We start from the raw sequence: 19,772 nt of genomic DNA on the forward strand, positions 1-19,772 counted from the left end.
GTAATGGAAGCGGGCTAGCATCAGGGCATGCCGTACGCGCCCGAATACCTGCACCTCGTCATCACCGGCGTCCGCTTCGAGGCCATCCTCTACGGCCGCAACTCGTACAACGAGTTCGCAGGAATCGCCGGCGCACGAGACTCCGTCGACGACCAGCTCGCCAACGGCCGCGCCCTCTGCCGCAGCCGAGAGTGGCCCATCTTCCGCGAGTTCAAAGACTCCGACCTATCCGCCAGCCGCCACGCGCGGAAGGTCCGCGGCGACTTCGAAGACCTCATCGCCACCCTCATCAACGACCCAGCCCCGCCCGGCGTCAGACGCATCGTCGTCGCCTACGAAGCCTCCCGCTACTACCGCGACCTCGACGCCTACCTCAGGCTCCGCAAAGCGTGCATGGCCAGCAACACCCTCCTCTGCTACAACAACCAGGTCTACGACCTCTCGCGCAGAGACGACCGAAAGGCCACCGCCCAGCACGCCATCGACGCCGAGGACGAAGCCGACGCGATCCAGGACCGCAACGCCCGGACCGTCGCCTCGCAGGCCGCTGCTGGAAAGCCGCACGGACGGCTGCCGTTCGGGTTCGCGCGGGAGTACGCAGTCGTTGGCGGTCGACACCGCTGCATCCGCCAGTACGAACATCCCGAACAAGGGCCCATCGTGCTGGCCGCGTTCCAGCATGTCGACGGCGGCAAGAGCCTGCGCACCCTCCTCCAGTGGATGAACTCCACGAAGGACGCCGCGCGTTCGGACGGCAAGCCATGGTCGCCCCGCACGATCCGCATCCTCCTCACTAACCGGGCCTACCTCGGCGAGCGTGTCCACCGGGGCACGACGGTGAAGGGAGACTGGGAGCCGATTCGAGGCCTGCACACCCCGCAAGGGCGGGCGATGTTCAACCGGGTCTCCGTGCTCCTCGCTGACCCCGGCCGGCGCACGCAGCGCGGCACCGAGGTGTCGCACCTGCTGACCTACCTCGCGCTGTGTGGGGAGTGCGGTGACCACGCGATGCTGTGCTCCCAGTCCGTCACCCGCCGCCCCGACCCGAACATCACCTGCGAGGCCAAGGGCGATGTGTCGATGCGGGAGAAGGTCGTGGACGCGTACGTCGAGCAGGCCGTCGTCACCTGGTTCAGCCGCAAGGACGTAGCGCGCGCCGCGCTGGTACCCAACGACACGGACGTCGCGGAGAAGATGGCCGCCTGCCAGCGCCTCATCAACGGCTACGAGGAGCAGCTCGCCGAGGCACGCGAGCTGGCCGAGACCTTGAACCCCGAGACCGGGAAGCCACGCCTGTCGGCGCTGTCACTCGCCGGTATGGAGGAGCGAATCCAACCGAAGCTCGACGCGGAAAAGAAGCGGCTCGGCGACATGACGGGGGTGTCACCGCTGGTGCTGCGGATGCTGGGCTCCGCTGACCCGGCCGAAGAGTGGAACGACCTAACGCTGGATCAGAAGCGAGAGCTGATCCGCCGGGTGGTGACTGTGCGCCTGCACAAGGCGACCAGGCTGGGCTCGAACAAGCCGGAACTCGGACGGATCCAGCTGGCGTTCGTGGGGCAGCCGGGATTCAGGGACCGACCACTTCGTGTTCCCGCGACCGCTCTCGCTGGTGAGTCGGGTCGACTTCCGGGTGCTGCTTCGGGAAATGGATGAGGTTGCCCTTCTCCGGGGCTTCGGCCTCCAGCATCCCCGCGCGCTCGAAGCGCACGCCGGTCTGGAACGCCTCCTTCTGGAGCTCCAGGCGCGACCGCTCAAGCGCGGCCTCCATGGCGGCCCGCTCGGCCACGAGCATCTTCGCCACCTCCGCGCGCTCGACTGAGACGTCGTGACGCAGGCGCGTCATCTCAGACTCTCCGGCTGACTGGAGGGCGAGGAATCGCATCTGTTCCTGCTCGGCCTGGAGCGTGGCCCGAGCGAGGGCGCGCCGCTCGGCGTTGGTGTCAGTGACCCAGCGCTTGATCCTGCCGAGTGCGATGAGGGTGGTCGAGACGAACGTTACGGCCGCACCGGCCATGGCAATTGCGCCATGGCTAGTGACGGCGCCGTGGGCGCTGGTTGCCAGGCCGGCCACGAGTAGAGCGAAACCTGCTGCCGTGGTGATTCGTGTGCCGACCGTGAGACTCATTCACCGCACCCCCCGCGTCACATCTCCGCTGCTGCGCCCCCGGTGGACTCGTCGGCCTGATCGTCGTCTCGCTTCGTCTTCCTGAGCGTATCGATCATTCCGATGAAGATGGACCGCCGCACTTCGTCATGGAAGCCGAGGTGATCCGCGGCCCGTTCGGCCGCCTCCTCCGGAGTAAGTCCGTCGAAGCCTACCTGTGACTGATTAGTTTCGGACAGTGTCTGCTGTGACTCAAGGGCTGACAAAGGAAAGTGCCCGGCCAGAACCAGCAGCTCTAGCGGGGACATGCCAATGATCTTGCCTAGTTGGGGGAACGACTGGATGTCCGGAACCGTCTGACGGCGCATCAGTCTCGACACTGTCCCGGGGGACATGCCGCTCGCTTCGACGAGCCGCTGCTGTGAGCCGTAGCCGGAGTAGCCGGCCTCTCCGAGGAGGGGGAGGACGACGGCGAAGAACTGCTCGGCGCCGAAGCCGTCGAGTCCGGCGGCGGCGATGCGGGGGAGGACGGCCGTGCGGAAGTGTTCCGCGCGGCCCTGGGGGGCATCCGTCATGTTCCAAAACTGTACCTGCCTAGGTAGGCAGTAGCTAGGGACTGCCTCACGAGGAAGGCTCCCCATCCGGCCAGTGACCTGCGTTAACACAGGTCGCAGCTTTGTTCGAACGGACGTTCGCCTAAAAGAATTTCCTGCCTCGCGTGAACCCTGCCTTGCGCGGCAGGCATTCTGTGTGCCAAAGTCTTCCTCGTGAGGCAGAAACCCCCCGCTACCTGCGGAAGGAGGCGCACACCCATGTTCCAGCTGAACGTCAAGAAGCTCCGCGACAAGGCCCGCGAGCACGGCGACAAGAGCGGTTACGCCATCCAGAAGCGAACCGGCATCAACGACTCGACCGTCTACCGCATCCTCCGCGGCGCCGCCCAACCTGACCTGATCACGGCCCTCCGCTTGGCCAGCGTCTACGACTTCGATATCCGCGACGTCATGGACGAGACCAGCGACGAGACCGCGCTCGGCGCCACCGGATGACCAGCGAAGAGCGCCGAGCCATCCTCGGCGACGCTGCCATCGAACAGATCAACCAGCTGGTGGACGCCGCTCCGGACCCCACCCCTGAGCTGGTCGAAGACCTCCGCCGGATCTGGACGAGCGGGCACACGACCCGCCCCGCCACTACGCCGGCGGACTCGGCGGCCGACGCCGCCTGACAGACCACACGCCGAAGGGCCGCCCTCCTTGCCCGGCTGACGGCCCCCGACCGGCGACCCCACCAATCCAGAAAGTGAGGCCTCGATGCCCACAGAGATTACCTTCCGCCCCGGCATCGAAGGGCTGATGGCCGCCTTCGCTGCTGCCGAACAGCTGACAGCCGGGTCCCCGGCCGTGCCGTCAAGCGTGCGGATCGACGAACACTCCGGCTGGCTCGTCGACCAGGCGCGCCCGATGGGCGTGCACCTGTACTTCCACCGCGACGAGGGCGCGGTCCGTGCGTTCGCCGTCCGCTTCGGCGCGGAGACCGCAACCACGGTCGACGGGCCGGACCGACTCACGACGGTCAATGGCGCGCTCAACGGGGTGCCGTTCCGGGCGTGGACGCTGACGGATGTTGAGGCGTCGGCGGTGGCGGCATGAGCGACTCGATCCTCGTCCGCGTCACGCTCGACTCGTACGACGTCGTGCACCCGTCGGAGAAGCAGACGCAGGTGTACGTGCAGATCCCCGAGGTGGCCCGCGCGTCGTGGCTGCTGGCCGCAGACCGCTTCGAGTTCCTGAAGAGCGAGCCGTGGCCGAGCGCTGTGGAGTTGGCGGAGGAGGCGTACAAGCGGAGTTTCGCAGTCACGGACTCTGTGTCCGCGAATGCTCGGCAGGCGGTCGTCAAGTGGCTGTCGGACGACGCGAATCACGACGCGATGCACGCGGCGTGGGAGGCGGACCAGGCGCGGCGGCACCCGGTGGCGCGGAAGCTGCTGAAGGAGAACGAGCAGCTTCTAGCTCGGGTCGCCGAGTTGGAGGCTGAGCGGCACACCACGAACGAGGCCCTCGACGACGCCGTGACGGAGTTGCGGACGCCGTTCGCCGAGCGGGCGAGGCGGGAGACGCACCCCGGCCGTCGGCAGGCGTGGCGGATGCTCGCGCAGGTTGACGAGTCGGAGCGTGTGGCTGACGCCCTGCTCACCCCGAAGGCCGAGCGGTCGGCGGACAAGCTGACCCAACTGCTGGCGCCGACGCAGGCCATGCAGCCGCTGGAGGACCCGCACGACAGCCCGCTGCACCACACGTACCGCCAGGGCCGGGACCTGCCCGAGGCGGGCGGCCCGCGATGACGCACACGCCCGCCGAGTGGGCCGCCGCCGGATCCCTCGGCCTCACCGCGATCAGCCTGATCCGCCTCGCGCTCGCCTTCGCGGACGCCGACCTCGCCTACTTCGACCCGCGCCCGGCCACCCGCCGCGCGACCGCCGCCCTTCACCGGGGCGCCGTGTACGCCGGCCGCGACCTCACCTGGGCCGCCGCCTCCGCCCGCCACCACGTCGCCCCGACCACGACCTGCGTCTGGCACGCCGTGTTCGCGGCCCGCGAGTTCGCCCGGGACCTGGCCGCCCTGCTCCTCATGCTCACCACCATCCCGACGGGGGACCACCGCCGATGAACCGTATCCGCCTGTACCTGCACCGCCTCTTCCGCCGCCCCGCCCTCACCGGGCCGATTCGCCTCTACATCCGGCCCCTCCCCGACGGCGTCTACCTCGACTTCGAGGAGTACTTCGTCCACGTCATCGAGACCCTCGCCGACGACGAGGACGCCCTCGGACTCCTGCTGGAGATCGTCGAGGACCGCAACCTGACCCGCGAGCACGACGGGTGGGAGCCCGAGAAGCTCCTCATGGAACGCCTCGCCGAGCAGGTCGGCTACGAGGTTCCGGTGCGCGGCGAGGCGCTGGCCCGGCTGGCGAAGCGGCTGCAGTCCGCGGTGCCGAATCGGGTCGTGGTCCCGGCGCAGCGCCGCGAGGGTGGTGCTGCCGCATGAGCGCCGCCATGGAACTGCATGTCGCTCTGTCTCTGCGGCTGGACGCCACGGAGGCGTACCGCCTCGCGCACAACTACCGCGACGAGGTGCTCGCCGCAGCGACTGGCCGTCTGCGGGACTTCGCTCCCGTCTTCACGACCAGCGACGGCAGCGACGTCCCGGCAACCGAACTCCGCTGCGTCCTGTGCGGCGGGCTGATCCAGGGCGTCGGCCCGCACACTCTGCTCAACCTGGCGGAGCTCGCCGAGAAGCACGAGTGCCAGGGCACCGGCACCTCGCCCAGCTTCTTCAGGGTCGACCACACGTACACCGACGGCAGCGGTTTCACGGCCCCCGAGGTCACCACCTACTTCCGCGTCGAGCACGTAACCCGTCACCCCGTGCGCGGTCACCTCCGCGCGATCGGTTGGTCGAAGACCGGTCTGCCGGATGCCACGTGGCATGGCGACTTCCGCGACGAGGACGAGTTCGACGGGTGGACCGAGATCGCCGAGGGCGGTGCCGTCGATGCCTGAGCTCATCCACCGACGCGCCTACCTCCTTGCCGCCATACAGCAGCACGGCCGCCCCGTCACCACCCAGTTTGCCGAACAGCTGCTCGCCGCAAGCAGGTGGGGCTGCCACCGCAACACGGCGCGGAAGGACCTGCGCGCCTTCGTCCGCGACGGCCACCTCACCGCGGACGACGTCAACGGGCGCCGCATCTACCAGCCCACGAACCCCGGAGAGGAAGGCCGCCCGTGAGCCGCCACACCCGAGTCGACCACGCCCAGGTCGCCGCCGCGCTCCGCGAACAGCCGGGCAAATGGCTGACCGTCGGCGAATACCGCAACGCCACCTCGGTCGAATCCGTCGCCCACATGATCCGCACCGGCAGGCAGCACACCGGCGCCCGATACCAGCCCGCAGGCTCCTTCGAGACCCGCACCCGGCTCACCGACGACGGCAAGCTCCTGGAAGCCCGATACATCGGCGCCACCCGGGCCAAGCACCCGGCCAAAATCCATCCGTCCCTCGACACCGAGCGGGTCCTCGGCCAGATCGAACGCGGCGAAATCCGCTGCGGCCGCAACGCCGCCCGCGAGATCGCCGACCGCCACGAGGCCGCGTACGGCGGTGCCTTCAACGGCACGCCCGCCCAAGTCCTGCTCGCCAACCTCGCGTGGGCAGAAGCCCTCACCGCGCTCACCCTCCAGGACGCCGCATGACCGACACGACCGTGGCCGGGGCCACCACCGCCCCGGCCGCCGGCCGCCGGGTCACACCGACCGGCCGGCTCATCCTCTCCGCCGACGCAGACCGCGCCGACTGGCTCACCGCCCGCCGCTCCGGCATCGGCTCCTCCGACATCGCCGCGATCCTCGGGATCAGCCGCTACGGCAACGCCCTGTCCGTCTGGCACGACAAGACCGGCGGTCTCCCGCTGGAGTCCGACGACTCCGAACCGGCCCTGTGGGGGCGCGCGTTCGAGGAGACCGTCGCCCGTGAGTGGGCCCGCCGCAACCGCAGCGTGGTCCGCCGCGTCGGCCTCGTCCAGAACATCGACCGGCCTTGGCAGATGTGCACCCTCGACCGCCGCGTCCTGGAATGCCCGCTCGCCGACGGCGCCGAGAAGTGCGCGGTCGAGATCAAGTGCCGCGACAAGATGAAGGCCTCCCAGTTCCGGGCCGGTGTCGCGGACGACGTCCTCGTGCAGACACTGCACCAGGCTGACACCTGCGGCTACGACCACATGCACGCCGCAGTCCTGATCGGCGGGAACGACTACCGGCAGTACGTCATCCGCGTCCGGGACCACGCCCAGCTGGTCGCCGACCTGCGAGCGGCGGGCGAGCGGGCATGGCAGCAGATCGTCGAGCGCCGTCAGCCGATCCTCGCCGACGACGCCGACCCTGACGTCCTCCTCGACCTGTACGGGCGGCTCCACCCGGACCGCGCCGGGTCGGTGGACATCACCCGGGACGTCGACACGCAGACCGCGGTCGAGGACTACCTCGACGCGCACGCCGAGATGACGGCTGCAGAGAAGCGGAAGAAGGCCGCGAAGGTTCGCATCCTCGCCGGGCTCGGCGACGCCGAGGAAGCCACTGTCCTGGACCGCGTGCACGTGTCGCTCGACGAGCGCACGAAGCGGACTCCCGACCTCAACAGGCTCGCCGAGCGCTGGCCCGACGCCTACGCCGATTGCGTCGAGGACCGCGTCTACCGCCAGATCAACATCCCCCGCTCTGTCCGTGAGGAGCACGCCGCATGACCACGATTGCTGAGCGGGCCGCCGCTGCCGCTGGCCGGACCGACACCGCCGCGGACGTCGAGCCGGCGCCCACCTACACCCCGGCGCCACTGACCGACCCCGGCATCCCTGAGCCTGGTCCGGACGGACCCGAGCAGGTCCCTGTCTGGGTCGCCTGGTCCCGCGTCATGGGCGAGGTTCGCGGCATCAATAAGGGCGACTGGTACGGCAAGCCCGGCGAACGCGGCAGCTACCAGTTCCGAGGAGTCGACTCCGCCCTCAACTCCTTCGGCCCGGCCTGTCGCCTGCACGGCGTCCTCGTCCTGCCGGTCCACGTCGAGACCGCGTACCGAGACGTGAAGACGTCTGGTGGCAAGCCGTCCCGCGAGTGCACCGTCACGGTCACCTACCGGATCATTGGCCCGACCGGCGACAGCATCGAGGTGCAGTCCGCCGGTGAGTCGATGGACTCGGCAGACAAGGGCACCGCGAAGGCCTTGTCGACATCGCTTCGGTCGCTGCTGTTCCTCGGCGGTCTCGTGCCGACCGGCGACCCGGAGCCCGACTCGTCGAACGTCGAGCGCGGCGAGGCGCCAGTGCGCTCGGCGGAGGACTACCGCGACGAGATCCTCAAGACGAGCACGACCAGGCAGCGCCTCGCGCAGATCAACTACGAGATCAAGCAGGTCGGTCACTTCGACACGCTCGTACAGAACGAGGTCGGTGACGAGGAGAAGCTCGGTGCGTTCCTGTTCCGAATCGGGCAGGAGCGGATTCAGCAGCAGGGCGGTGACTCATGAGCACCCCCTGGCACCTGGAGCACATGGCCGCCCTCGACTTCGAGTCCAGCGACAAAGACTCCGAGACCGCCCGCATCGTCACCTGCGCGCTCATCGTCGGCGGCCCCGGACGCACCCCTGACACCCGCACCTGGCTGATCAACCCCGGCATCCCCATGGAACCGGGCGCCATCGAGGTCCACGGCATCACCGACGAGTACGCCGCCAAGCACGGCATGCCCGCCGAACAAGGTGTCGGGGAGATCGCCAAGGCCATCAGTGAAGTCGTCGCCGCCGGCGTGCCGTTGGTCGGCCACAACATCGGCGGCTACGACCTCAACCTCCTTGACCGGGAATGCCGCCGCCACCTCGGCGACAGCCTCGAAGGCATCGTGCGCCAGCCGCTGACCCGGGTCATCGACACGATGGTCCTCGACCGGCAGGCCGCCCCGTTCCGCAGGCGGATCTCGGAGACGCAGGGCCCGTACCAGATGCGGACCACCGCCGAGACCTACGGCCTGCCGTGGGACGAGGAGCAGGCGCACGGCGCCGAGTACGACGCGCTGATGTCCGCCCGGGCGGCGTACCGGATGGGTCTCATCGCGCACACGCCCTACCGGCAGCGCCCCGAGTGGGTGCTCGCCCTGCGACCGAACCGGTTCAACGCCCTGCGCGACATCACGGTCGACGAACTCCATGCACGGCAGGTCGGGTGGTACCGCGAGGACGCCGCGAACTACCAGGCCTGGCTGCGCAACGAGAAGAAGGCCAAGGACAAGTACGACCCCGAGGCCGTCATCGACGGGCACTGGCCGCTGCGTCCGGTCCCGGAGCAGCGCGAGGCGGGTGAGGAGTCATGAGGCTCGTCACCGCGGCCCGGCACGCCGAACTCCAGTACCGCTACGAGCAGATGGCCGCAGCCCGCGAGGACGCGGACAAGCTCGCCGCGGAACGCCTGTCCACCATCACCCGCCAGGCCGAGACGATCACCCGGCTCCGCGACACCCGCCCCGACACGCCGGTCCGCGAACCGCACCCGGTCCAGGGCGACGCAGAACTGCGCCGCCAACTGCACCTGGCTCGCCGGGCGATCACTGAGCTGTCCCAACGGCTGGACGACATGCAGGCCTCGCACATCGCGGACACCCGCGAGCTGCACGACCTGCGCCAGGGGGCCGCATCGTGATCACCTACCCGGCTGCGTGGGCGGTCGCCGCGATGCTCGTCATGTTCGGCCTCACCGCCATCGCCCGCGCCCTGCCCGACCGAACCCGCGGACGCCACCGCGCCGACGACACCATCGAGATCCCCCTCGCCGGCCTCAAGCCCTGGTGGCCCGAACCCGAGCCGAAGGCACTCGCCGCGCAGGCCTTCGCGTACTGCCCGCTGTGCCAGGGCGACGTCGCGGTGACGCTGCACCCGCAGGGCGCGCACCGCTGTGACCGCAACCACGTGACGATCACGGGAGCCGCTTCGTGACCACCACACCCACCCTGTTCGAGCCCGAGGCGCCGGCCGCCACCCCGGTTCCCCGACCCCTCGACCTGCCGACCGTGTACGGCCTCGACCTCTCCCTCACCTGCACCGGCATCAGCAACGGCCAGACCGCCGAAGCGCTGATCCCCGGCGACCGCGACGGACACGACCGGCTGGAGTTCCACCGCCGCGCCATCCACCAGCGCATCCCCGAGGAGACCAGCCTCGTCGTCATCGAGGGCGTGGCCATGTCCGTCGGATACCGGCCCGGCGTCGAAGAGATGACCTACCTCCGCGGCCTCATCCGCCACGACCTGTGGCGCCGCCGGATCCCCGTAGCGATCTGCCCGCCGCAGCACCGCATCATCTACGCCTGCGGCGTCGCCAACCCGGCCAAGGACCACCCGGCCAACAAGCGGAAGACGATCGCGAAGGGCATGGTCCGCGACACCGTCATCGAACGGTACGGCGTGCCGTGCGAGGGCCGCGGCCGCTACGACCAGGCCGACGCCACGGTGCTCGCAGCGATGGGCCTGCACTGGCTGGGCTATCCGATGGCCGTCCTGCCGGACACGCACCGGCGTGCGTTGGACGGCGTGACGTGGCCGCTGAACATCCCGGCGGTGGCCCAGTGAAGATCCGCGCCGACATCGCCCAACTCCTCCGCGCCGGCGTACCGCAGATCCACATCTGCCGCCAGCTGCGCTGCGCACCGATCACCGTGCAACGCACCCGCGAGGCACTCGGTATGCCCGCACCGCGATGCGGGCCGCCCGACACCTACACCTCCGTCGAGGACGCCTACCGCTCGAACAGCGAGGCCATCGACGGCGGTCACCAGCGGTGGACGGGGCACACCGACACGAACGGACACCCCCGGCTGAACTTCCGCCAGCAGCGGCTCTCCGTCCGCCAGATCGCCTTTCGGCTGCATCACGGTCGCGATCCGCAGGGTCGCCTCTCTGTCGGCTGCGACATGACTCACTGCGTCGCGGGGGCGCACCTGGAAGACCAGCCGATCCGCGAAGCGAACCGGCGCTCGGACGCCGCCTTCAAAGCAATCTTCGGAGGTGCGGCATGAGCTACACCGGCGCGGTCCCCGACACCACCCACCGCACAGACGACTGGCGCCTGCGCGCCGGATGCCTCGGCAAGTGGGCCGCCATGCACCCCGAGACCGACGACAAGGAGATCGCACGCGCCAAGGCCATCTGCGCCACGTGCCCAGTGCGACGCGAATGCTTCTTCGACGCCGTGCACACCGGCGACATGCAGCACGGCATCCGGGCCGGACTTCGGCCGCGCGAACGCCGCGCCGTCGTCAAGGAGCTGGAGCGGCGGTCTGAAGGGCGCCTCGCGGCTGTCGAGCTTCCGCGGCCGAAGAAGCCACGCGTGCCCCGCCCTGTCTCCCTCGCGGAAGCTGTCGCCCGCCGAACCGTCGACACCGACGGCGGCCACCAACTGCTCAACGGTGTAGGGCACGTCCAGTTCCAAGGGCAGCGGTACACCGCGCTGCAGGCCGCGTTCACCGTTGCCCACGGCCGTGAACCGCAAGGAACTGTGCGTCGCACCTGCGGGCACTGCGAGTGCATCCGCGGCGAGCACCTGGCCGACGCGGTGATCCGCGAGTCGACTGCGGAGTGTGGGACCCGGTCGAGCTACCTGCGGCACCGCAAGCGGGGCGAGGACTGCGTGAAGTGCCGGCAGGCGAACACGGACGCGGACAACCGGCTGCGACGCACCGGCACATCGAACGCGGTCGCGGTATGAGCGGCGCCTGGTTCGGCGGGCTCCAAGTCCGCGGCCTCGACAAAGGCCAGACGCCCGTCGCCGACCTGTTCTGCACCGCCTGCCGCCACCACGAGCGCACCACCGGCCGGGCGAAGGTCACCGACTACCTGCGCGCCAACCCGCTCACCGAACACCGCGCGAAGTGCAAGCCCAAGACCACCTGACCGCCCAACGAACAGTGCCCCGCCGGGCGGAATCCGGCGGGGCACCACACCCCAAGGAGAACACGTGACCGAGCGTCCGTACACCGACGACGACCTCCGCGCCGAGGCCGCACGCCAGCACGCCGGCCTCACCGAAGACCCCGACTTCATGGGCGTGGGCGAGGCGATGGAGGACCGCTACGTCCAGTCGACCGTCATCGACGAGGACCCCGACTTCGAGCGGGAAGGCAGCACGTGGGGCGAGCTGCTGCCCTACAACCACGACGACGGCAACGCCTACAGCCATGCGCAGCGCGCGATCCACAAGCTGATCAGCCACGCCGCCGACGTGTCCGAGTGGGCCGTCAACCTGGGCGCTGACGGACTGGAGCCCGACGATCACCAGTTCACGCTGAGCGCGGGCGAGAAGCCCATCATCCGCGTGCACTTCGCGTTCGCGCCCGAGCTGTCCGACGAGGCCCGGACCGCGTTCGTCGAGGGCCTCGGCGCCGCCGCAGCCCGAGAGATGCAACTCGCCCTCGAAGAGCAGGCGGCCGTCACCATCCCCGCCGCCACCGCCGCGCACGTCCTCTTCCAAGAGCGGCTCGGCGGATGGCCGCCCAGCACCTTCGCCGCGAAGCTGCTGAACCTCTGGACCTCGGCCGACACCGCGAACGCCGATCACCTCGCCGTCGCCTTCCCCGAGTACGCCGCCGCCATCGCCCTGCTGAAGAGCGGCCCGGACGGCATCGAGCAGCTGCACGCCATCGCCGACGGCACCTGACCACCCCTCCGGCGGCCGACCTGACGGCGCCCCACGCCGCGGCCGCCACCGGGCCCGCCCCGACTTCCCCGCCGCTCACGGGGCGGGCCACCCCGGCCAGACCACACCAGTACCGCCAACCAGAAAGGCACCACCCACACATGACCGCGAACACCGAGACCGGCGAAATCCAGCAGGCACCCGTCGCCGCCTTCCTCGCCAGCCACCTCAACGGCCGGACTGAGGAAGAGCTGAGCGCCGAGTTCCACACCCTCCTCGACGCCGTCCGCGCCCACGGCAAAAAGGGCCAGATGACGATCACCATCGTCGTCGAACCGCCCGCCAACGGCGTCGAGTCCGCGCCCCTGCCGATCGGCGTCGAGTCCGCCATCAAGGCGCCCAAGCCGACCCCGGTCAAGTCCCTCTACTTCCTCGACGACGAGGGCCTGCCCGTCCGCGAGGACCCCCGCCAGATGGCAATCGAGTTCCGCACCGCACCCGCCAACGAGACCTTCAAGGACGCCTGAACATGACCGACAACCTCCAGCCCGTCATCGACACCGCCCTGCGCGCCGCCCCGCCGGCCCAACTGGAGCCCGGCAAGTACTACGCCTTCCACACTCCGGGCGGCATTCAGAAGGTCGACCTCACCGGGCCCGAGCACACCGGCATCCCGCCCAGGAAGTCCGGCCTCACCACCGTCCGCGACGCCCGCTCCTGGACCGCCTACTTCACCAAGCACAGCAGCGACGCGAGCGAGGTCTACGCCGACAGCGAGCGGCTCACCGTCACCGCCGTCCTCAACGCCCACGCCGCTGACGAGCCCTCCTGGGGCGACCACCGCCTCCGCCTCGAACTGCGCACCACCGACGCGTGGAAGCAGTGGATCCAGAACGACGGCCAGCTCCTCGACCAGGAGTCGTTCGCCGAGTTCCTCGAGGACCACCTCCCCGAACTCCTGGATCCGTCCTCCGCGGACATGCTGGAGATCGCCCAGTCCCTCCAAGCCGCGACGAAGGTCGACTTCCAGTCCGGCGTCCGACTCGCCTCCGGGCAACGGCAGTTCCAGTACGTCGAGACCACCACCACGAAGGCCGGGCAGAAGGGACAGCTCACCGTCCCCGAGACCTTCGTCATCGGCCTCGTGCCGTTCGAGGGCAGCGAGGGCTACCGGCTCACCGCACGCCTGCGCTACCGCATCACCGACCGCGGCCTGCGCATGGGCTACAAGCTGGAGCGGCCCGCCGACATCCTGCGCACCGCATTCGCCGACGTCGTCAATGCGATCGACGGGGACATCGAGCAGCCCGTCCTGAACGGGACCCCGGCCTGATGGGCGCCCGGCCGTGGGGAGGCGCCGGCTCAAGCCGCCCTGCGGCCGGGCGCACCAGCTGTGAGCGTTGCGGCGCGGACGTCATCCGTCAGAAGAGCGGCCTGCCATGGGTGGTCACCGCGGACGCCGAACGGCTGACACCGGGCGAGGCGGCGAAGCGGACGACACCGAACCGCCTCGCCTGGTGTCTGCGCGAAACGCAGTGGTCCGGGCTGCGCCTCGCCGAGGTGCTGCCGGTGTTCCACAGCAGCACGTGCCCGTGGGCGCACGTCATCGAGCACGAGTGCCCGCGCGAGGTCGGGGAGTTCGGCCGCCGGCCGGAAGGAGGACTGTGGTGACGTCAGCCGAACGGGCCGACGAGCTTGGCGAATTCATCCGGGTGCGCCTCGCGGAAGGCCTCGACGATCTCGTGGTCCTGGACCGCCTGCACGTAGAAGTCGTGACTCACGATCACCGCGGCTTCCTTCCCGCGGTTGATCAGGATCGTCGGTTCGCCAGCGTATCGGGCGCGCGAGATCACCTCGCCGAGGACGTTGCGCGCCTCGGCGATCTTCGCTCGGTGTTCCTTGCGGGGGGTCGCCATGCCAACAGCGTAGCGAATTCGCGACCACGCGCAAGGACGCGAAGTCGCTCTCTTAGCTATGATAGCTACGAACGATGTGCAATGAAGCCGCCCTGAAGCGAAGGCCAACAACCGTGCCGTGACCAGCACTTCCAGCCACACAGACACGACTGACCCAGCGACAGGAGCACACCCGTGAGCAACGTCCGCCAGCTGCCACCGCAAGACCACACGGCGGACGACGACGCCCTCAACCGGAAGCCGCCCGCCGACCTCGACGCCGAACGCGCCGTCCTCGCCCGCTGCATCCACTACCCCGCCGAGTACCGCGACGCCGCGGACATCCTCGGCAGCGAGGACTTCACCCACCCCGGCTACCGCCTCATCTGGGACGTCATCGGCCACCAGCTCGGCGAGAGCAAGCCCGTCGACCCCATCAGCCTCCGCGCAGCGATCGAGAACCTCGGCCAGCTGAGAACGGTCGCGGGCGGCAACCTCGTCTTCGACGTCTCCAACGCGGTCGGCCCCGTCGACGCCGAGCACTACGCCGGCCTCGTCCACGCCAAGACCCGGCTGCGCCGCATCGACGACCTGGCCGTACGGCTGCGCTCTGGAGTCCTCAACGGCGGCACCGTCGACGACCTCGAAGAACAGATCACCGGCTACGCCCAGCAGCGCAGCAGCCAAGCCACAGGCGGCTCCCGGTTCGTGCCCGGCGGAGCGTTCATCCTCGACCGACCCGACACCGTCCCCGCCATCTGGGGCGAAGGCGACCAAGTCCTGTGGGCCGAAGGCGAAGCGCTCATCATCGCCGGACCGCCCGGAGTCGGGAAGACCACCGTTGGCCAGCAGGTCCTCCTCGCCGCGATCGGTATCCGCCCCCACGCCCTCGGCATGGCCGTCCGCCCCGCCAAGCGCGTGCTGTACCTCGCCTCCGACCGGCCGCAGCAGGCCGCCCGTTCCATGGCCCGCATGGTCACCGCTGAGCACCGCGACCTCCTCAACCAGCACCTCACTTTCTGGCCCGGCCCGCCGCCCAAGGACTTCATCAAGGACCCCGGCATCCTGCTGCGCCTGTGCAAGCAGGCCGATGCCGACATCGTCTGCCTCGACTCGCTGAAGGACATGGCCGGCGAACTCGCCTCCGAGGAAGGCGGGCAGGCCATCAATCAGGCCATCCAGCGCACCCTCGTCGAGGGCGTCGAAGTCCTCGCCCTGCACCACCACCGCAAGCAGGGCGGCGGCAAGGAGTCCGGGAAGGAACCCCAGAGCCCCGACGAGCTGTACGGCTCCGTGTGGATCACCGCCGGTGCCGGATCGATCGTCTCCCTCTGGGGGGCCGCGGGTGACCCGATCATCTCGCTGCGACACCTGAAGCAGCCGGCCGCCGAGTGCGGGCCGTGGCGTCTCAAGCACGACCACCCCATCGGCGTGACCGAGATCTGGCACGAGGTCGACGTCGTCGACATCCTCGCGCACGCCAGCAGCCCGCTCACGCCCCACCAACTGGCCTGCCAGATCTACTCCCCGGACAAGGGCAAGCCGTCCGCGTCCGAGGTCGAGAAGGCCCGTCGCCGTCTCGACCAGCTCGTCGAGAAGGGCCTCGCGCACAAGATCGCAGGAGGCGTTGGGCGGGGCAACGCCGCCGGGTACGTGGCCGCGTTCAACCCCACCGGGGAGATCGCCTCATGATCGCCAGGAAACTCACGCGGAAACTCACGAAACTCACGTTGATCTTGCAACGGAAACTCACGCCGAACTCACGAAACTCACGCCCGGCGCAAACCCGCAGGTCAAAAACTCACGCGGAAACTCACGCGGCTCACGCACCGAAACTCACGCCCGAAACTCACGCAGAAACTCACGCACCTCACGGTGATCAAGGAATCCGCAGGTCAAAAAATCACGCCGAACTCACGCAAGAAACTCACGCACCCCCCTCTCCTACGGAGAGGGAGGGGGGTGCGACCACCACAGCCACCCCACAAGCCCCGCCCACCCACACCCACCCCACGAAAGGCAGACCCATGGCCACCGAGACCACCACCGACGACGCCCCCGAGATCCGCGTCTTCCACCGCCCCGACGGATGGGTGCTGCCCGACTACACCGACCTCGCCGACTGCACCACCAACTTCCACCGCCAACAAGACGGCCGCCCGCCATGCACCGACACCGCCATCTGGAAGGTCGTCGAAGACCACGGCCTCCGCCTCGACATCGGCTTCTACTGCGACACCGACCTCCCCGCCGAACACCGGCCGCCCGTCCAGCCCGGCGCCTGATCGCGGATCCGGATACAGCCCACCCCGCGCGATCACTACCGCGCGTACCGCCCACCCACGGAGGAAGCCATGACCGACCAGACCACACCCGGCACCCTCGACCCCGACACCGTCAACGCGATCGTCCGCGACATGGACGACCCCCGCTACCCGACCCGCATCACCGTCTTCTGCGACCACTGCGGCACCGAGAACGCCGGGGAGTACATGGTCCGTGAAGGCATGACGAGCCGGGAGCGCCTGGACGTGGCCCGCACCCACCTTGTGCAGAACGAAGGGTGGGAGCACACCGGCGACGGCGACGACTTCTGCCCCGAGCACGCTGCGCCGGCCGCGAGCGAGGCCAGCCAGTGAGCGGCCGTCAGATCGCCCTCGACACTCAGCCGCGCCGTATCCAGCGCCGCCGCACCAAGGGCTGGCGCAAGCCCGAGGGAGCCGTCTACGTCGGACGCGGCAGCAAGTGGGGCAACCCCTGCACCCAGGTCCGCATGCCCGGCATCGACGGCTCCGAGTGGGAACGCGAGGGCCGCCTCGGCAAGGTCTCCGGCCAGTGGCACGGCTACCGGCACCCGGACGGCTCGACCACCTCGCACCTCGTGCAGGACGCCACCCGCGAGCAGGCCGTCGCCATGTACCGGCGCTGGCTCGACGATCGGCCGTCCCTCGTCGAGGCGGCGCGCGCCGAGCTCGCCGGCCGGGACCTCATGTGCTGGTGCCCGACCGACCAGCCCTGCCACGCAGACCTGTTGCTCCAGGTGGCGAACGAGGCCGGAGCGCAGTGAGCAGCAGGACGGCCGCCCGCGCTGGTATCGCGGGCGGCCGCACCCCCGATCACACCACACCCACCAGGAGCTGACCATGACCAAGCGCACCGGCCCCGCGTGCGGCAACAACCCGAACTTCCCGCTGAGCGACGGCGACCGCCAGGCCGTCGCCGACTTCCGCGCCTACCTCACCGGCCGGGCCGCGCTCCGCGACCGCATCGCCGAGGCACTGCTGACCACGTCCCGCAAAGACTGGCCGTACACGCCGGGGCAGGAGAAGTGGGACCACCACAAGCACGGTGACCGGCCCGGCCACACCTACGCCATTTCGTGCGCCCTGTGCAGCTACGACGTTGACCGGCTGGCTGACGCGGTGCTGGCCGTGCTGCCCGAGCAGACGGACCGGGCCGCCCTGAGCCGCGTGCGCGCCCTGCACCTGCCCAAGCCCGACGGCAGCGGCTTTCCCGACAGCCTCCAGTGCCGCACGTGTAGCTACGACGGAGGCGACGGCTACCAGTACCTCGTGCCGTGGCCGTGCCCGACCGTAGAGGCAGTCGACGACGAACTGCGCCGGTTGGCTGGCGAGACACCGGCCGACACCGAGGCGCCAGAGCCTACGACCGTGTGCGATGGCTTCGTGTGGATCGGGCAGCCCTTCACCATCTGCGAACGCTGCGGACAGCCCGCATGGGAGCACGAGGGCGAGGAGGTCGCCGCCGAAGGCGCTGTTCCGTTCGACACCCGCCGCACGGTACGCCCGTGGAAGCCAGGCCAAGCCGACGCGATCCGCGCGAAATGGGACCCGCAGTACGCCGCCGGGGCGCGACAGGACGGGGCGCAGCAGTCGTGATCGCCGAGGCCATCGACACCGCCCTCACCATCGGCTACGCCCTCGCCGGCTGGATCATCTTCGGCGCGACTGTCGCCGCGATCCTCACGCTCGCCGCGATCGCTACCGGCGTGTGGGGCGTACGTGCCCTGTGGCGGCGCACCGCCAGACCGTCCTGGCGGCGAGGCCGCATCCGGGCCCGCATCCACGCCGCACGCCGCGCCAGGCGCTCCCGCGGGCGCACACGGCCCCTGTGGTCCCACAGTCAGCCACTCGACTACGAGGAAGCCGCATGAACCCGTACCGCGTACTCGTCACCGGCAGCCGCGACTGGACCGACGTCGACCGGCTCCGCCACCAACTCACCCGCGTCTGGCTCACCGTCGACCGGCCCTTCGTCGTGGTCCACGGAGCCTGCCCAACCGGGGCCGACGACCTCGCCTCCGACTGGGTCGCCAACATGATCGAAGCCGAGATGGGCGACGTCCGCGAGGAGAAGCACCCGGCGCAGCACCACCCCACCGAGGACTTCGGCCCGTGGCCCGCGGCTGGCCCGCGCCGCAACGCCCACATGGTCCGGCTCGGCGCCGACGCCTGCTTCGCCTTCATCGGCCCGTGTACGTCGCCCCGTTGTCGCCGGCCCGGCCGACACCCGAGTCACGGCGCGAGCGGCTGCGCCGACCTGGCCGAGCAGGCCGGGATCCCGACGAGGCGGTGGACTGCCTGATGCCAGCACGCCGTGCCCAAGACCTCCCCGCATCCCGCATCGTCGGCGCCCACGTCCACGCCCTCCGCACCGCACGCGGCTGGTCGATGCGCACGCTGTCCGAACAGACCGCCGCAGTCGGCAAGCAGGTCGGCTTCAACTCCATCTTGCGGATGGAGCGGGGCCGCGACCCCGAGGTGAAGGCGGTGGCGGTCATCGTCGACGACGTCGTAGCGCTCGCGGCGGTGTTCGGCCTCAGGCCCGAGCAGCTGCTGACCGCGCCGGCCTGCTTCGCCTGCATGGACAGACCACCGGCGGGGTTCGCCTGCCGTATGTGCGGAGCCGAGGCGTGAGCGGCGCCCGCCTGGTCGGCGTCCTCGTCGCCGCCCCGTTCGTCATCAGCGCTGCCTTGCTCGGCCTCGGCCGGGTCGGGCGCGCCCTCGCCAACCTTCTACGCAGGAGCCACACATGACCGTCCCCCTCGTCCTCGCCGGGCTCCTCGCCATCCCGGCCGCCGCCGGCCTCCTCTTCCGCCACCTCACCCGGAGCCACCCATGACCAGCCACCACACCGCCCGCATGTGCTACGCCGGCGCGGCACTCACCTTCACCTCCGGCGCCTACCTCGCCACCCGGCCCACGTGGCTGTGCCTGTTCGGCTTCTACGGCAGCGGCTTCTTCATGTGGCTGGCTGCCCGTCACCGCGCCGACCACCGCCACCAGCAGGCCGTCCACGAACGAGCACGCCGCGCTGCCATCGTCGATGACCTGCTGCTGCGGCAGGCGCCGCCGCCGTGCTGCCAGTTCTGGAAGAACTCCGACGGCGCCGTGCATGGCCCGGACTGCACCAGGCCGTCGGACGCGCGTCGGGACGACTACCGGCTCGACGACGCCGGGCGTGCCGAGTTCGAGGAGATCGCCGCGCACTGGGACGACCGGAGCGCAGCATGACCGA

Annotated in this window: 36 protein-coding genes; 33 read left to right on the forward strand and 3 right to left on the reverse strand. The window is 69.9% G+C overall.

What is annotated here, in order from left to right; all coding sequences use genetic code 11:
• Positions 1-27: 27 nt before the first annotated feature.
• Entirely contained in the window at positions 28-1,656 is a 1,629-nt protein-coding gene (locus tag ACZ7L5_RS01970; protein WP_471513533.1) for a recombinase family protein, read from the forward strand.
• On the opposite strand, the gene ACZ7L5_RS01975 is transcribed toward ACZ7L5_RS01970, so the two are convergent.
• Both ACZ7L5_RS01975 and ACZ7L5_RS01980 read right to left on the reverse strand, forming a co-directional pair.
• Positions 1,571-2,128: a hypothetical protein gene (locus ACZ7L5_RS01975; protein ID WP_471513535.1), complete on the reverse strand. Its 558-nt coding sequence runs from the start codon at positions 2,126-2,128 to the stop codon at positions 1,571-1,573. The two genes, ACZ7L5_RS01970 and ACZ7L5_RS01975, sit on opposite strands and share 86 nt — an antisense overlap.
• Before the next feature lie 17 nt (positions 2,129-2,145).
• Positions 2,146-2,682, reverse strand: coding sequence for a hypothetical protein (locus ACZ7L5_RS01980; RefSeq protein WP_471513537.1), 537 nt, complete (start codon positions 2,680-2,682; stop codon positions 2,146-2,148).
• Between the two features lie 237 nt (positions 2,683-2,919).
• Here ACZ7L5_RS01980 and ACZ7L5_RS01985 point away from each other — a divergent pair, with 237 nt between their 5' ends.
• From ACZ7L5_RS01985 to ACZ7L5_RS02090, 22 genes are all read left to right on the forward strand, one after another.
• A complete protein-coding gene (locus ACZ7L5_RS01985; protein WP_471513538.1) occupies positions 2,920-3,156 on the forward strand; it encodes a helix-turn-helix domain-containing protein in 237 nt (78 codons plus the stop codon).
• Complete coding sequence (locus ACZ7L5_RS01990; RefSeq protein ID WP_471513541.1) at positions 3,153-3,335, forward strand: hypothetical protein; 183 nt, start codon at positions 3,153-3,155, stop codon at positions 3,333-3,335. Before ACZ7L5_RS01985 ends, ACZ7L5_RS01990 begins: the two co-directional genes overlap by 4 nt.
• Before the next feature lie 85 nt (positions 3,336-3,420).
• Positions 3,421-3,759, forward strand: a complete 339-nt coding sequence (locus ACZ7L5_RS01995) for a hypothetical protein (RefSeq protein ID WP_471513543.1) — start codon at positions 3,421-3,423, stop codon at positions 3,757-3,759.
• Positions 3,756-4,451, forward strand: coding sequence for a hypothetical protein (locus ACZ7L5_RS02000; protein ID WP_471513544.1), 696 nt, complete (start codon positions 3,756-3,758; stop codon positions 4,449-4,451). The genes ACZ7L5_RS01995 and ACZ7L5_RS02000 overlap by 4 nt, the downstream gene beginning before the upstream one ends.
• Positions 4,448-4,777, forward strand: coding sequence for a hypothetical protein (locus tag ACZ7L5_RS02005; RefSeq protein WP_471513546.1), 330 nt, complete (start codon positions 4,448-4,450; stop codon positions 4,775-4,777). The genes ACZ7L5_RS02000 and ACZ7L5_RS02005 overlap by 4 nt, the downstream gene beginning before the upstream one ends.
• Positions 4,774-5,154: a hypothetical protein gene (locus ACZ7L5_RS02010; protein ID WP_471513548.1), complete on the forward strand. Its 381-nt coding sequence runs from the start codon at positions 4,774-4,776 to the stop codon at positions 5,152-5,154. The genes ACZ7L5_RS02005 and ACZ7L5_RS02010 overlap by 4 nt, the downstream gene beginning before the upstream one ends.
• Complete coding sequence (locus ACZ7L5_RS02015) at positions 5,151-5,669, forward strand: hypothetical protein (RefSeq protein ID WP_471513550.1); 519 nt, start codon at positions 5,151-5,153, stop codon at positions 5,667-5,669. Before ACZ7L5_RS02010 ends, ACZ7L5_RS02015 begins: the two co-directional genes overlap by 4 nt.
• Positions 5,662-5,898: a hypothetical protein gene (locus ACZ7L5_RS02020; RefSeq protein WP_471513552.1), complete on the forward strand. Its 237-nt coding sequence runs from the start codon at positions 5,662-5,664 to the stop codon at positions 5,896-5,898. Before ACZ7L5_RS02015 ends, ACZ7L5_RS02020 begins: the two co-directional genes overlap by 8 nt.
• The gene (locus tag ACZ7L5_RS02025) at positions 5,895-6,362 is read left to right on the forward strand and encodes a hypothetical protein (RefSeq protein WP_471513554.1); all 468 of its coding nucleotides are present in this window, start codon (positions 5,895-5,897) and stop codon (positions 6,360-6,362) included. Before ACZ7L5_RS02020 ends, ACZ7L5_RS02025 begins: the two co-directional genes overlap by 4 nt.
• Complete coding sequence (locus tag ACZ7L5_RS02030) at positions 6,359-7,408, forward strand: YqaJ viral recombinase family nuclease (RefSeq protein ID WP_471513556.1); 1,050 nt, start codon at positions 6,359-6,361, stop codon at positions 7,406-7,408. The genes ACZ7L5_RS02025 and ACZ7L5_RS02030 overlap by 4 nt, the downstream gene beginning before the upstream one ends.
• On the forward strand, positions 7,405-8,187 hold the full coding sequence (locus ACZ7L5_RS02035; protein ID WP_471513558.1) for an ERF family protein: 783 nt from the start codon (positions 7,405-7,407) through the stop codon (positions 8,185-8,187). The genes ACZ7L5_RS02030 and ACZ7L5_RS02035 overlap by 4 nt, the downstream gene beginning before the upstream one ends.
• Entirely contained in the window at positions 8,184-9,026 is an 843-nt protein-coding gene (locus tag ACZ7L5_RS02040) for an exonuclease domain-containing protein (RefSeq protein ID WP_471513560.1), read from the forward strand. The genes ACZ7L5_RS02035 and ACZ7L5_RS02040 overlap by 4 nt, the downstream gene beginning before the upstream one ends.
• Positions 9,023-9,352 (forward strand): hypothetical protein, encoded by a 330-nt coding sequence (locus ACZ7L5_RS02045; protein WP_471513561.1) that lies wholly within the window; start codon positions 9,023-9,025, stop codon positions 9,350-9,352. Before ACZ7L5_RS02040 ends, ACZ7L5_RS02045 begins: the two co-directional genes overlap by 4 nt.
• Positions 9,349-9,645, forward strand: a complete 297-nt coding sequence (locus ACZ7L5_RS02050) for a hypothetical protein (RefSeq protein ID WP_471513563.1) — start codon at positions 9,349-9,351, stop codon at positions 9,643-9,645. Before ACZ7L5_RS02045 ends, ACZ7L5_RS02050 begins: the two co-directional genes overlap by 4 nt.
• Positions 9,642-10,277, forward strand: coding sequence for a hypothetical protein (locus tag ACZ7L5_RS02055; protein ID WP_471513565.1), 636 nt, complete (start codon positions 9,642-9,644; stop codon positions 10,275-10,277). Before ACZ7L5_RS02050 ends, ACZ7L5_RS02055 begins: the two co-directional genes overlap by 4 nt.
• A complete protein-coding gene (locus tag ACZ7L5_RS02060; protein ID WP_471513567.1) occupies positions 10,274-10,723 on the forward strand; it encodes a hypothetical protein in 450 nt (149 codons plus the stop codon). The genes ACZ7L5_RS02055 and ACZ7L5_RS02060 overlap by 4 nt, the downstream gene beginning before the upstream one ends.
• The gene (locus ACZ7L5_RS02065; RefSeq protein ID WP_471513569.1) at positions 10,720-11,412 is read left to right on the forward strand and encodes a WhiB family transcriptional regulator; all 693 of its coding nucleotides are present in this window, start codon (positions 10,720-10,722) and stop codon (positions 11,410-11,412) included. Before ACZ7L5_RS02060 ends, ACZ7L5_RS02065 begins: the two co-directional genes overlap by 4 nt.
• On the forward strand, positions 11,409-11,597 hold the full coding sequence (locus ACZ7L5_RS02070) for a transcription factor WhiB (RefSeq protein ID WP_471513571.1): 189 nt from the start codon (positions 11,409-11,411) through the stop codon (positions 11,595-11,597). The genes ACZ7L5_RS02065 and ACZ7L5_RS02070 overlap by 4 nt, the downstream gene beginning before the upstream one ends.
• A 64-nt stretch (positions 11,598-11,661) precedes the next feature.
• Complete coding sequence (locus ACZ7L5_RS02075) at positions 11,662-12,360, forward strand: hypothetical protein (protein WP_471513573.1); 699 nt, start codon at positions 11,662-11,664, stop codon at positions 12,358-12,360.
• Between the two features lie 140 nt (positions 12,361-12,500).
• Entirely contained in the window at positions 12,501-12,866 is a 366-nt protein-coding gene (locus ACZ7L5_RS02080) for a hypothetical protein (RefSeq protein ID WP_471513575.1), read from the forward strand.
• Between the two features lie 2 nt (positions 12,867-12,868).
• A complete protein-coding gene (locus ACZ7L5_RS02085; protein ID WP_471513577.1) occupies positions 12,869-13,672 on the forward strand; it encodes a DUF2303 family protein in 804 nt (267 codons plus the stop codon).
• Positions 13,673-13,782: 110 nt separating this feature from the next.
• Positions 13,783-14,010 carry a hypothetical protein gene (locus ACZ7L5_RS02090; protein ID WP_471513579.1) on the forward strand — a complete coding sequence of 76 codons (228 nt, stop codon included), beginning with the start codon at positions 13,783-13,785 and terminating at the stop codon, positions 14,008-14,010.
• 2 nt (positions 14,011-14,012) lie between these two features.
• On the opposite strand, the gene ACZ7L5_RS02095 is transcribed toward ACZ7L5_RS02090, so the two are convergent.
• Positions 14,013-14,255, reverse strand: coding sequence for a type II toxin-antitoxin system prevent-host-death family antitoxin (locus ACZ7L5_RS02095; protein ID WP_471513581.1), 243 nt, complete (start codon positions 14,253-14,255; stop codon positions 14,013-14,015).
• A gap of 174 nt (positions 14,256-14,429) precedes the next feature.
• Between ACZ7L5_RS02095 and ACZ7L5_RS02100 the strand changes: the two genes are divergently transcribed.
• The 10 genes from ACZ7L5_RS02100 (at position 14,430) to ACZ7L5_RS02145 (ending at position 19,768) form a co-directional block, all read left to right on the forward strand.
• Positions 14,430-15,926: a DnaB-like helicase N-terminal domain-containing protein gene (locus ACZ7L5_RS02100; protein WP_471513582.1), complete on the forward strand. Its 1,497-nt coding sequence runs from the start codon at positions 14,430-14,432 to the stop codon at positions 15,924-15,926.
• Positions 15,927-16,261: 335 nt separating this feature from the next.
• Positions 16,262-16,519 carry a hypothetical protein gene (locus ACZ7L5_RS02105; protein WP_471513584.1) on the forward strand — a complete coding sequence of 86 codons (258 nt, stop codon included), beginning with the start codon at positions 16,262-16,264 and terminating at the stop codon, positions 16,517-16,519.
• Positions 16,520-16,588: 69 nt separating this feature from the next.
• Entirely contained in the window at positions 16,589-16,873 is a 285-nt protein-coding gene (locus tag ACZ7L5_RS02110; protein WP_471513586.1) for a hypothetical protein, read from the forward strand.
• Positions 16,870-17,301 carry a DUF4326 domain-containing protein gene (locus ACZ7L5_RS02115; RefSeq protein WP_471513588.1) on the forward strand — a complete coding sequence of 144 codons (432 nt, stop codon included), beginning with the start codon at positions 16,870-16,872 and terminating at the stop codon, positions 17,299-17,301. Before ACZ7L5_RS02110 ends, ACZ7L5_RS02115 begins: the two co-directional genes overlap by 4 nt.
• A gap of 76 nt (positions 17,302-17,377) precedes the next feature.
• Complete coding sequence (locus tag ACZ7L5_RS02120) at positions 17,378-18,133, forward strand: hypothetical protein (protein WP_471513590.1); 756 nt, start codon at positions 17,378-17,380, stop codon at positions 18,131-18,133.
• Positions 18,130-18,408 (forward strand): hypothetical protein, encoded by a 279-nt coding sequence (locus ACZ7L5_RS02125; RefSeq protein WP_471513592.1) that lies wholly within the window; start codon positions 18,130-18,132, stop codon positions 18,406-18,408. The genes ACZ7L5_RS02120 and ACZ7L5_RS02125 overlap by 4 nt, the downstream gene beginning before the upstream one ends.
• Positions 18,405-18,839, forward strand: a complete 435-nt coding sequence (locus ACZ7L5_RS02130) for an SLOG family protein (protein WP_471513594.1) — start codon at positions 18,405-18,407, stop codon at positions 18,837-18,839. Before ACZ7L5_RS02125 ends, ACZ7L5_RS02130 begins: the two co-directional genes overlap by 4 nt.
• Complete coding sequence (locus ACZ7L5_RS02135) at positions 18,839-19,171, forward strand: hypothetical protein (RefSeq protein WP_471513595.1); 333 nt, start codon at positions 18,839-18,841, stop codon at positions 19,169-19,171. The genes ACZ7L5_RS02130 and ACZ7L5_RS02135 overlap by 1 nt, the downstream gene beginning before the upstream one ends.
• Complete coding sequence (locus tag ACZ7L5_RS02140) at positions 19,168-19,290, forward strand: hypothetical protein (protein ID WP_471513597.1); 123 nt, start codon at positions 19,168-19,170, stop codon at positions 19,288-19,290. Before ACZ7L5_RS02135 ends, ACZ7L5_RS02140 begins: the two co-directional genes overlap by 4 nt.
• Positions 19,291-19,372: 82 nt before the next feature.
• Positions 19,373-19,768: a hypothetical protein gene (locus ACZ7L5_RS02145; RefSeq protein WP_471513598.1), complete on the forward strand. Its 396-nt coding sequence runs from the start codon at positions 19,373-19,375 to the stop codon at positions 19,766-19,768.
• The last annotated feature ends 4 nt before the right edge of the window (positions 19,769-19,772 follow it).

It is taken from the genome of Streptomyces sp. NPDC107528, assembly GCF_055639295.1.

Excerpts from the sequence above, each read along its gene's own strand:
- ACZ7L5_RS02080 (WP_471513575.1), top strand. The coding sequence starts at position 12,501 with ATGACCGCGAACACCGAGACCGGCGAAATCCAGCAGGCACCCGTCGCC.
- ACZ7L5_RS02030 (WP_471513556.1), top strand. The coding sequence starts at position 6,359 with ATGACCGACACGACCGTGGCCGGGGCCACCACCGCCCCGGCCGCCGGC.
- ACZ7L5_RS01980 (WP_471513537.1), bottom strand. The coding sequence starts at position 2,682 with ATGACGGATGCCCCCCAGGGCCGCGCGGAACACTTCCGCACGGCCGTC.
- ACZ7L5_RS02005 (WP_471513546.1), top strand. The coding sequence starts at position 4,448 with ATGACGCACACGCCCGCCGAGTGGGCCGCCGCCGGATCCCTCGGCCTC.
- ACZ7L5_RS02000 (WP_471513544.1), top strand. The coding sequence starts at position 3,756 with ATGAGCGACTCGATCCTCGTCCGCGTCACGCTCGACTCGTACGACGTC.
- ACZ7L5_RS02035 (WP_471513558.1), top strand. The coding sequence starts at position 7,405 with ATGACCACGATTGCTGAGCGGGCCGCCGCTGCCGCTGGCCGGACCGAC.
- ACZ7L5_RS02110 (WP_471513586.1), top strand. The coding sequence starts at position 16,589 with ATGACCGACCAGACCACACCCGGCACCCTCGACCCCGACACCGTCAAC.
- ACZ7L5_RS02020 (WP_471513552.1), top strand. The coding sequence starts at position 5,662 with ATGCCTGAGCTCATCCACCGACGCGCCTACCTCCTTGCCGCCATACAG.
- ACZ7L5_RS02095 (WP_471513581.1), bottom strand. The coding sequence starts at position 14,255 with ATGGCGACCCCCCGCAAGGAACACCGAGCGAAGATCGCCGAGGCGCGC.
- ACZ7L5_RS02045 (WP_471513561.1), top strand. The coding sequence starts at position 9,023 with ATGAGGCTCGTCACCGCGGCCCGGCACGCCGAACTCCAGTACCGCTAC.
- ACZ7L5_RS02105 (WP_471513584.1), top strand. The coding sequence starts at position 16,262 with ATGGCCACCGAGACCACCACCGACGACGCCCCCGAGATCCGCGTCTTC.
- ACZ7L5_RS02085 (WP_471513577.1), top strand. The coding sequence starts at position 12,869 with ATGACCGACAACCTCCAGCCCGTCATCGACACCGCCCTGCGCGCCGCC.
- ACZ7L5_RS01995 (WP_471513543.1), top strand. The coding sequence starts at position 3,421 with ATGCCCACAGAGATTACCTTCCGCCCCGGCATCGAAGGGCTGATGGCC.
- ACZ7L5_RS02135 (WP_471513595.1), top strand. The coding sequence starts at position 18,839 with ATGCCAGCACGCCGTGCCCAAGACCTCCCCGCATCCCGCATCGTCGGC.
- ACZ7L5_RS02010 (WP_471513548.1), top strand. The coding sequence starts at position 4,774 with ATGAACCGTATCCGCCTGTACCTGCACCGCCTCTTCCGCCGCCCCGCC.
- ACZ7L5_RS02070 (WP_471513571.1), top strand. The coding sequence starts at position 11,409 with ATGAGCGGCGCCTGGTTCGGCGGGCTCCAAGTCCGCGGCCTCGACAAA.
- ACZ7L5_RS02130 (WP_471513594.1), top strand. The coding sequence starts at position 18,405 with ATGAACCCGTACCGCGTACTCGTCACCGGCAGCCGCGACTGGACCGAC.
- ACZ7L5_RS01970 (WP_471513533.1), top strand. The coding sequence starts at position 28 with ATGCCGTACGCGCCCGAATACCTGCACCTCGTCATCACCGGCGTCCGC.
- ACZ7L5_RS01975 (WP_471513535.1), bottom strand. The coding sequence starts at position 2,128 with ATGAGTCTCACGGTCGGCACACGAATCACCACGGCAGCAGGTTTCGCT.
- ACZ7L5_RS02040 (WP_471513560.1), top strand. The coding sequence starts at position 8,184 with ATGAGCACCCCCTGGCACCTGGAGCACATGGCCGCCCTCGACTTCGAG.
- ACZ7L5_RS01985 (WP_471513538.1), top strand. The coding sequence starts at position 2,920 with ATGTTCCAGCTGAACGTCAAGAAGCTCCGCGACAAGGCCCGCGAGCAC.
- ACZ7L5_RS02120 (WP_471513590.1), top strand. The coding sequence starts at position 17,378 with ATGACCAAGCGCACCGGCCCCGCGTGCGGCAACAACCCGAACTTCCCG.
- ACZ7L5_RS02015 (WP_471513550.1), top strand. The coding sequence starts at position 5,151 with ATGAGCGCCGCCATGGAACTGCATGTCGCTCTGTCTCTGCGGCTGGAC.
- ACZ7L5_RS02065 (WP_471513569.1), top strand. The coding sequence starts at position 10,720 with ATGAGCTACACCGGCGCGGTCCCCGACACCACCCACCGCACAGACGAC.
- ACZ7L5_RS02145 (WP_471513598.1), top strand. The coding sequence starts at position 19,373 with ATGACCAGCCACCACACCGCCCGCATGTGCTACGCCGGCGCGGCACTC.
- ACZ7L5_RS01990 (WP_471513541.1), top strand. The coding sequence starts at position 3,153 with ATGACCAGCGAAGAGCGCCGAGCCATCCTCGGCGACGCTGCCATCGAA.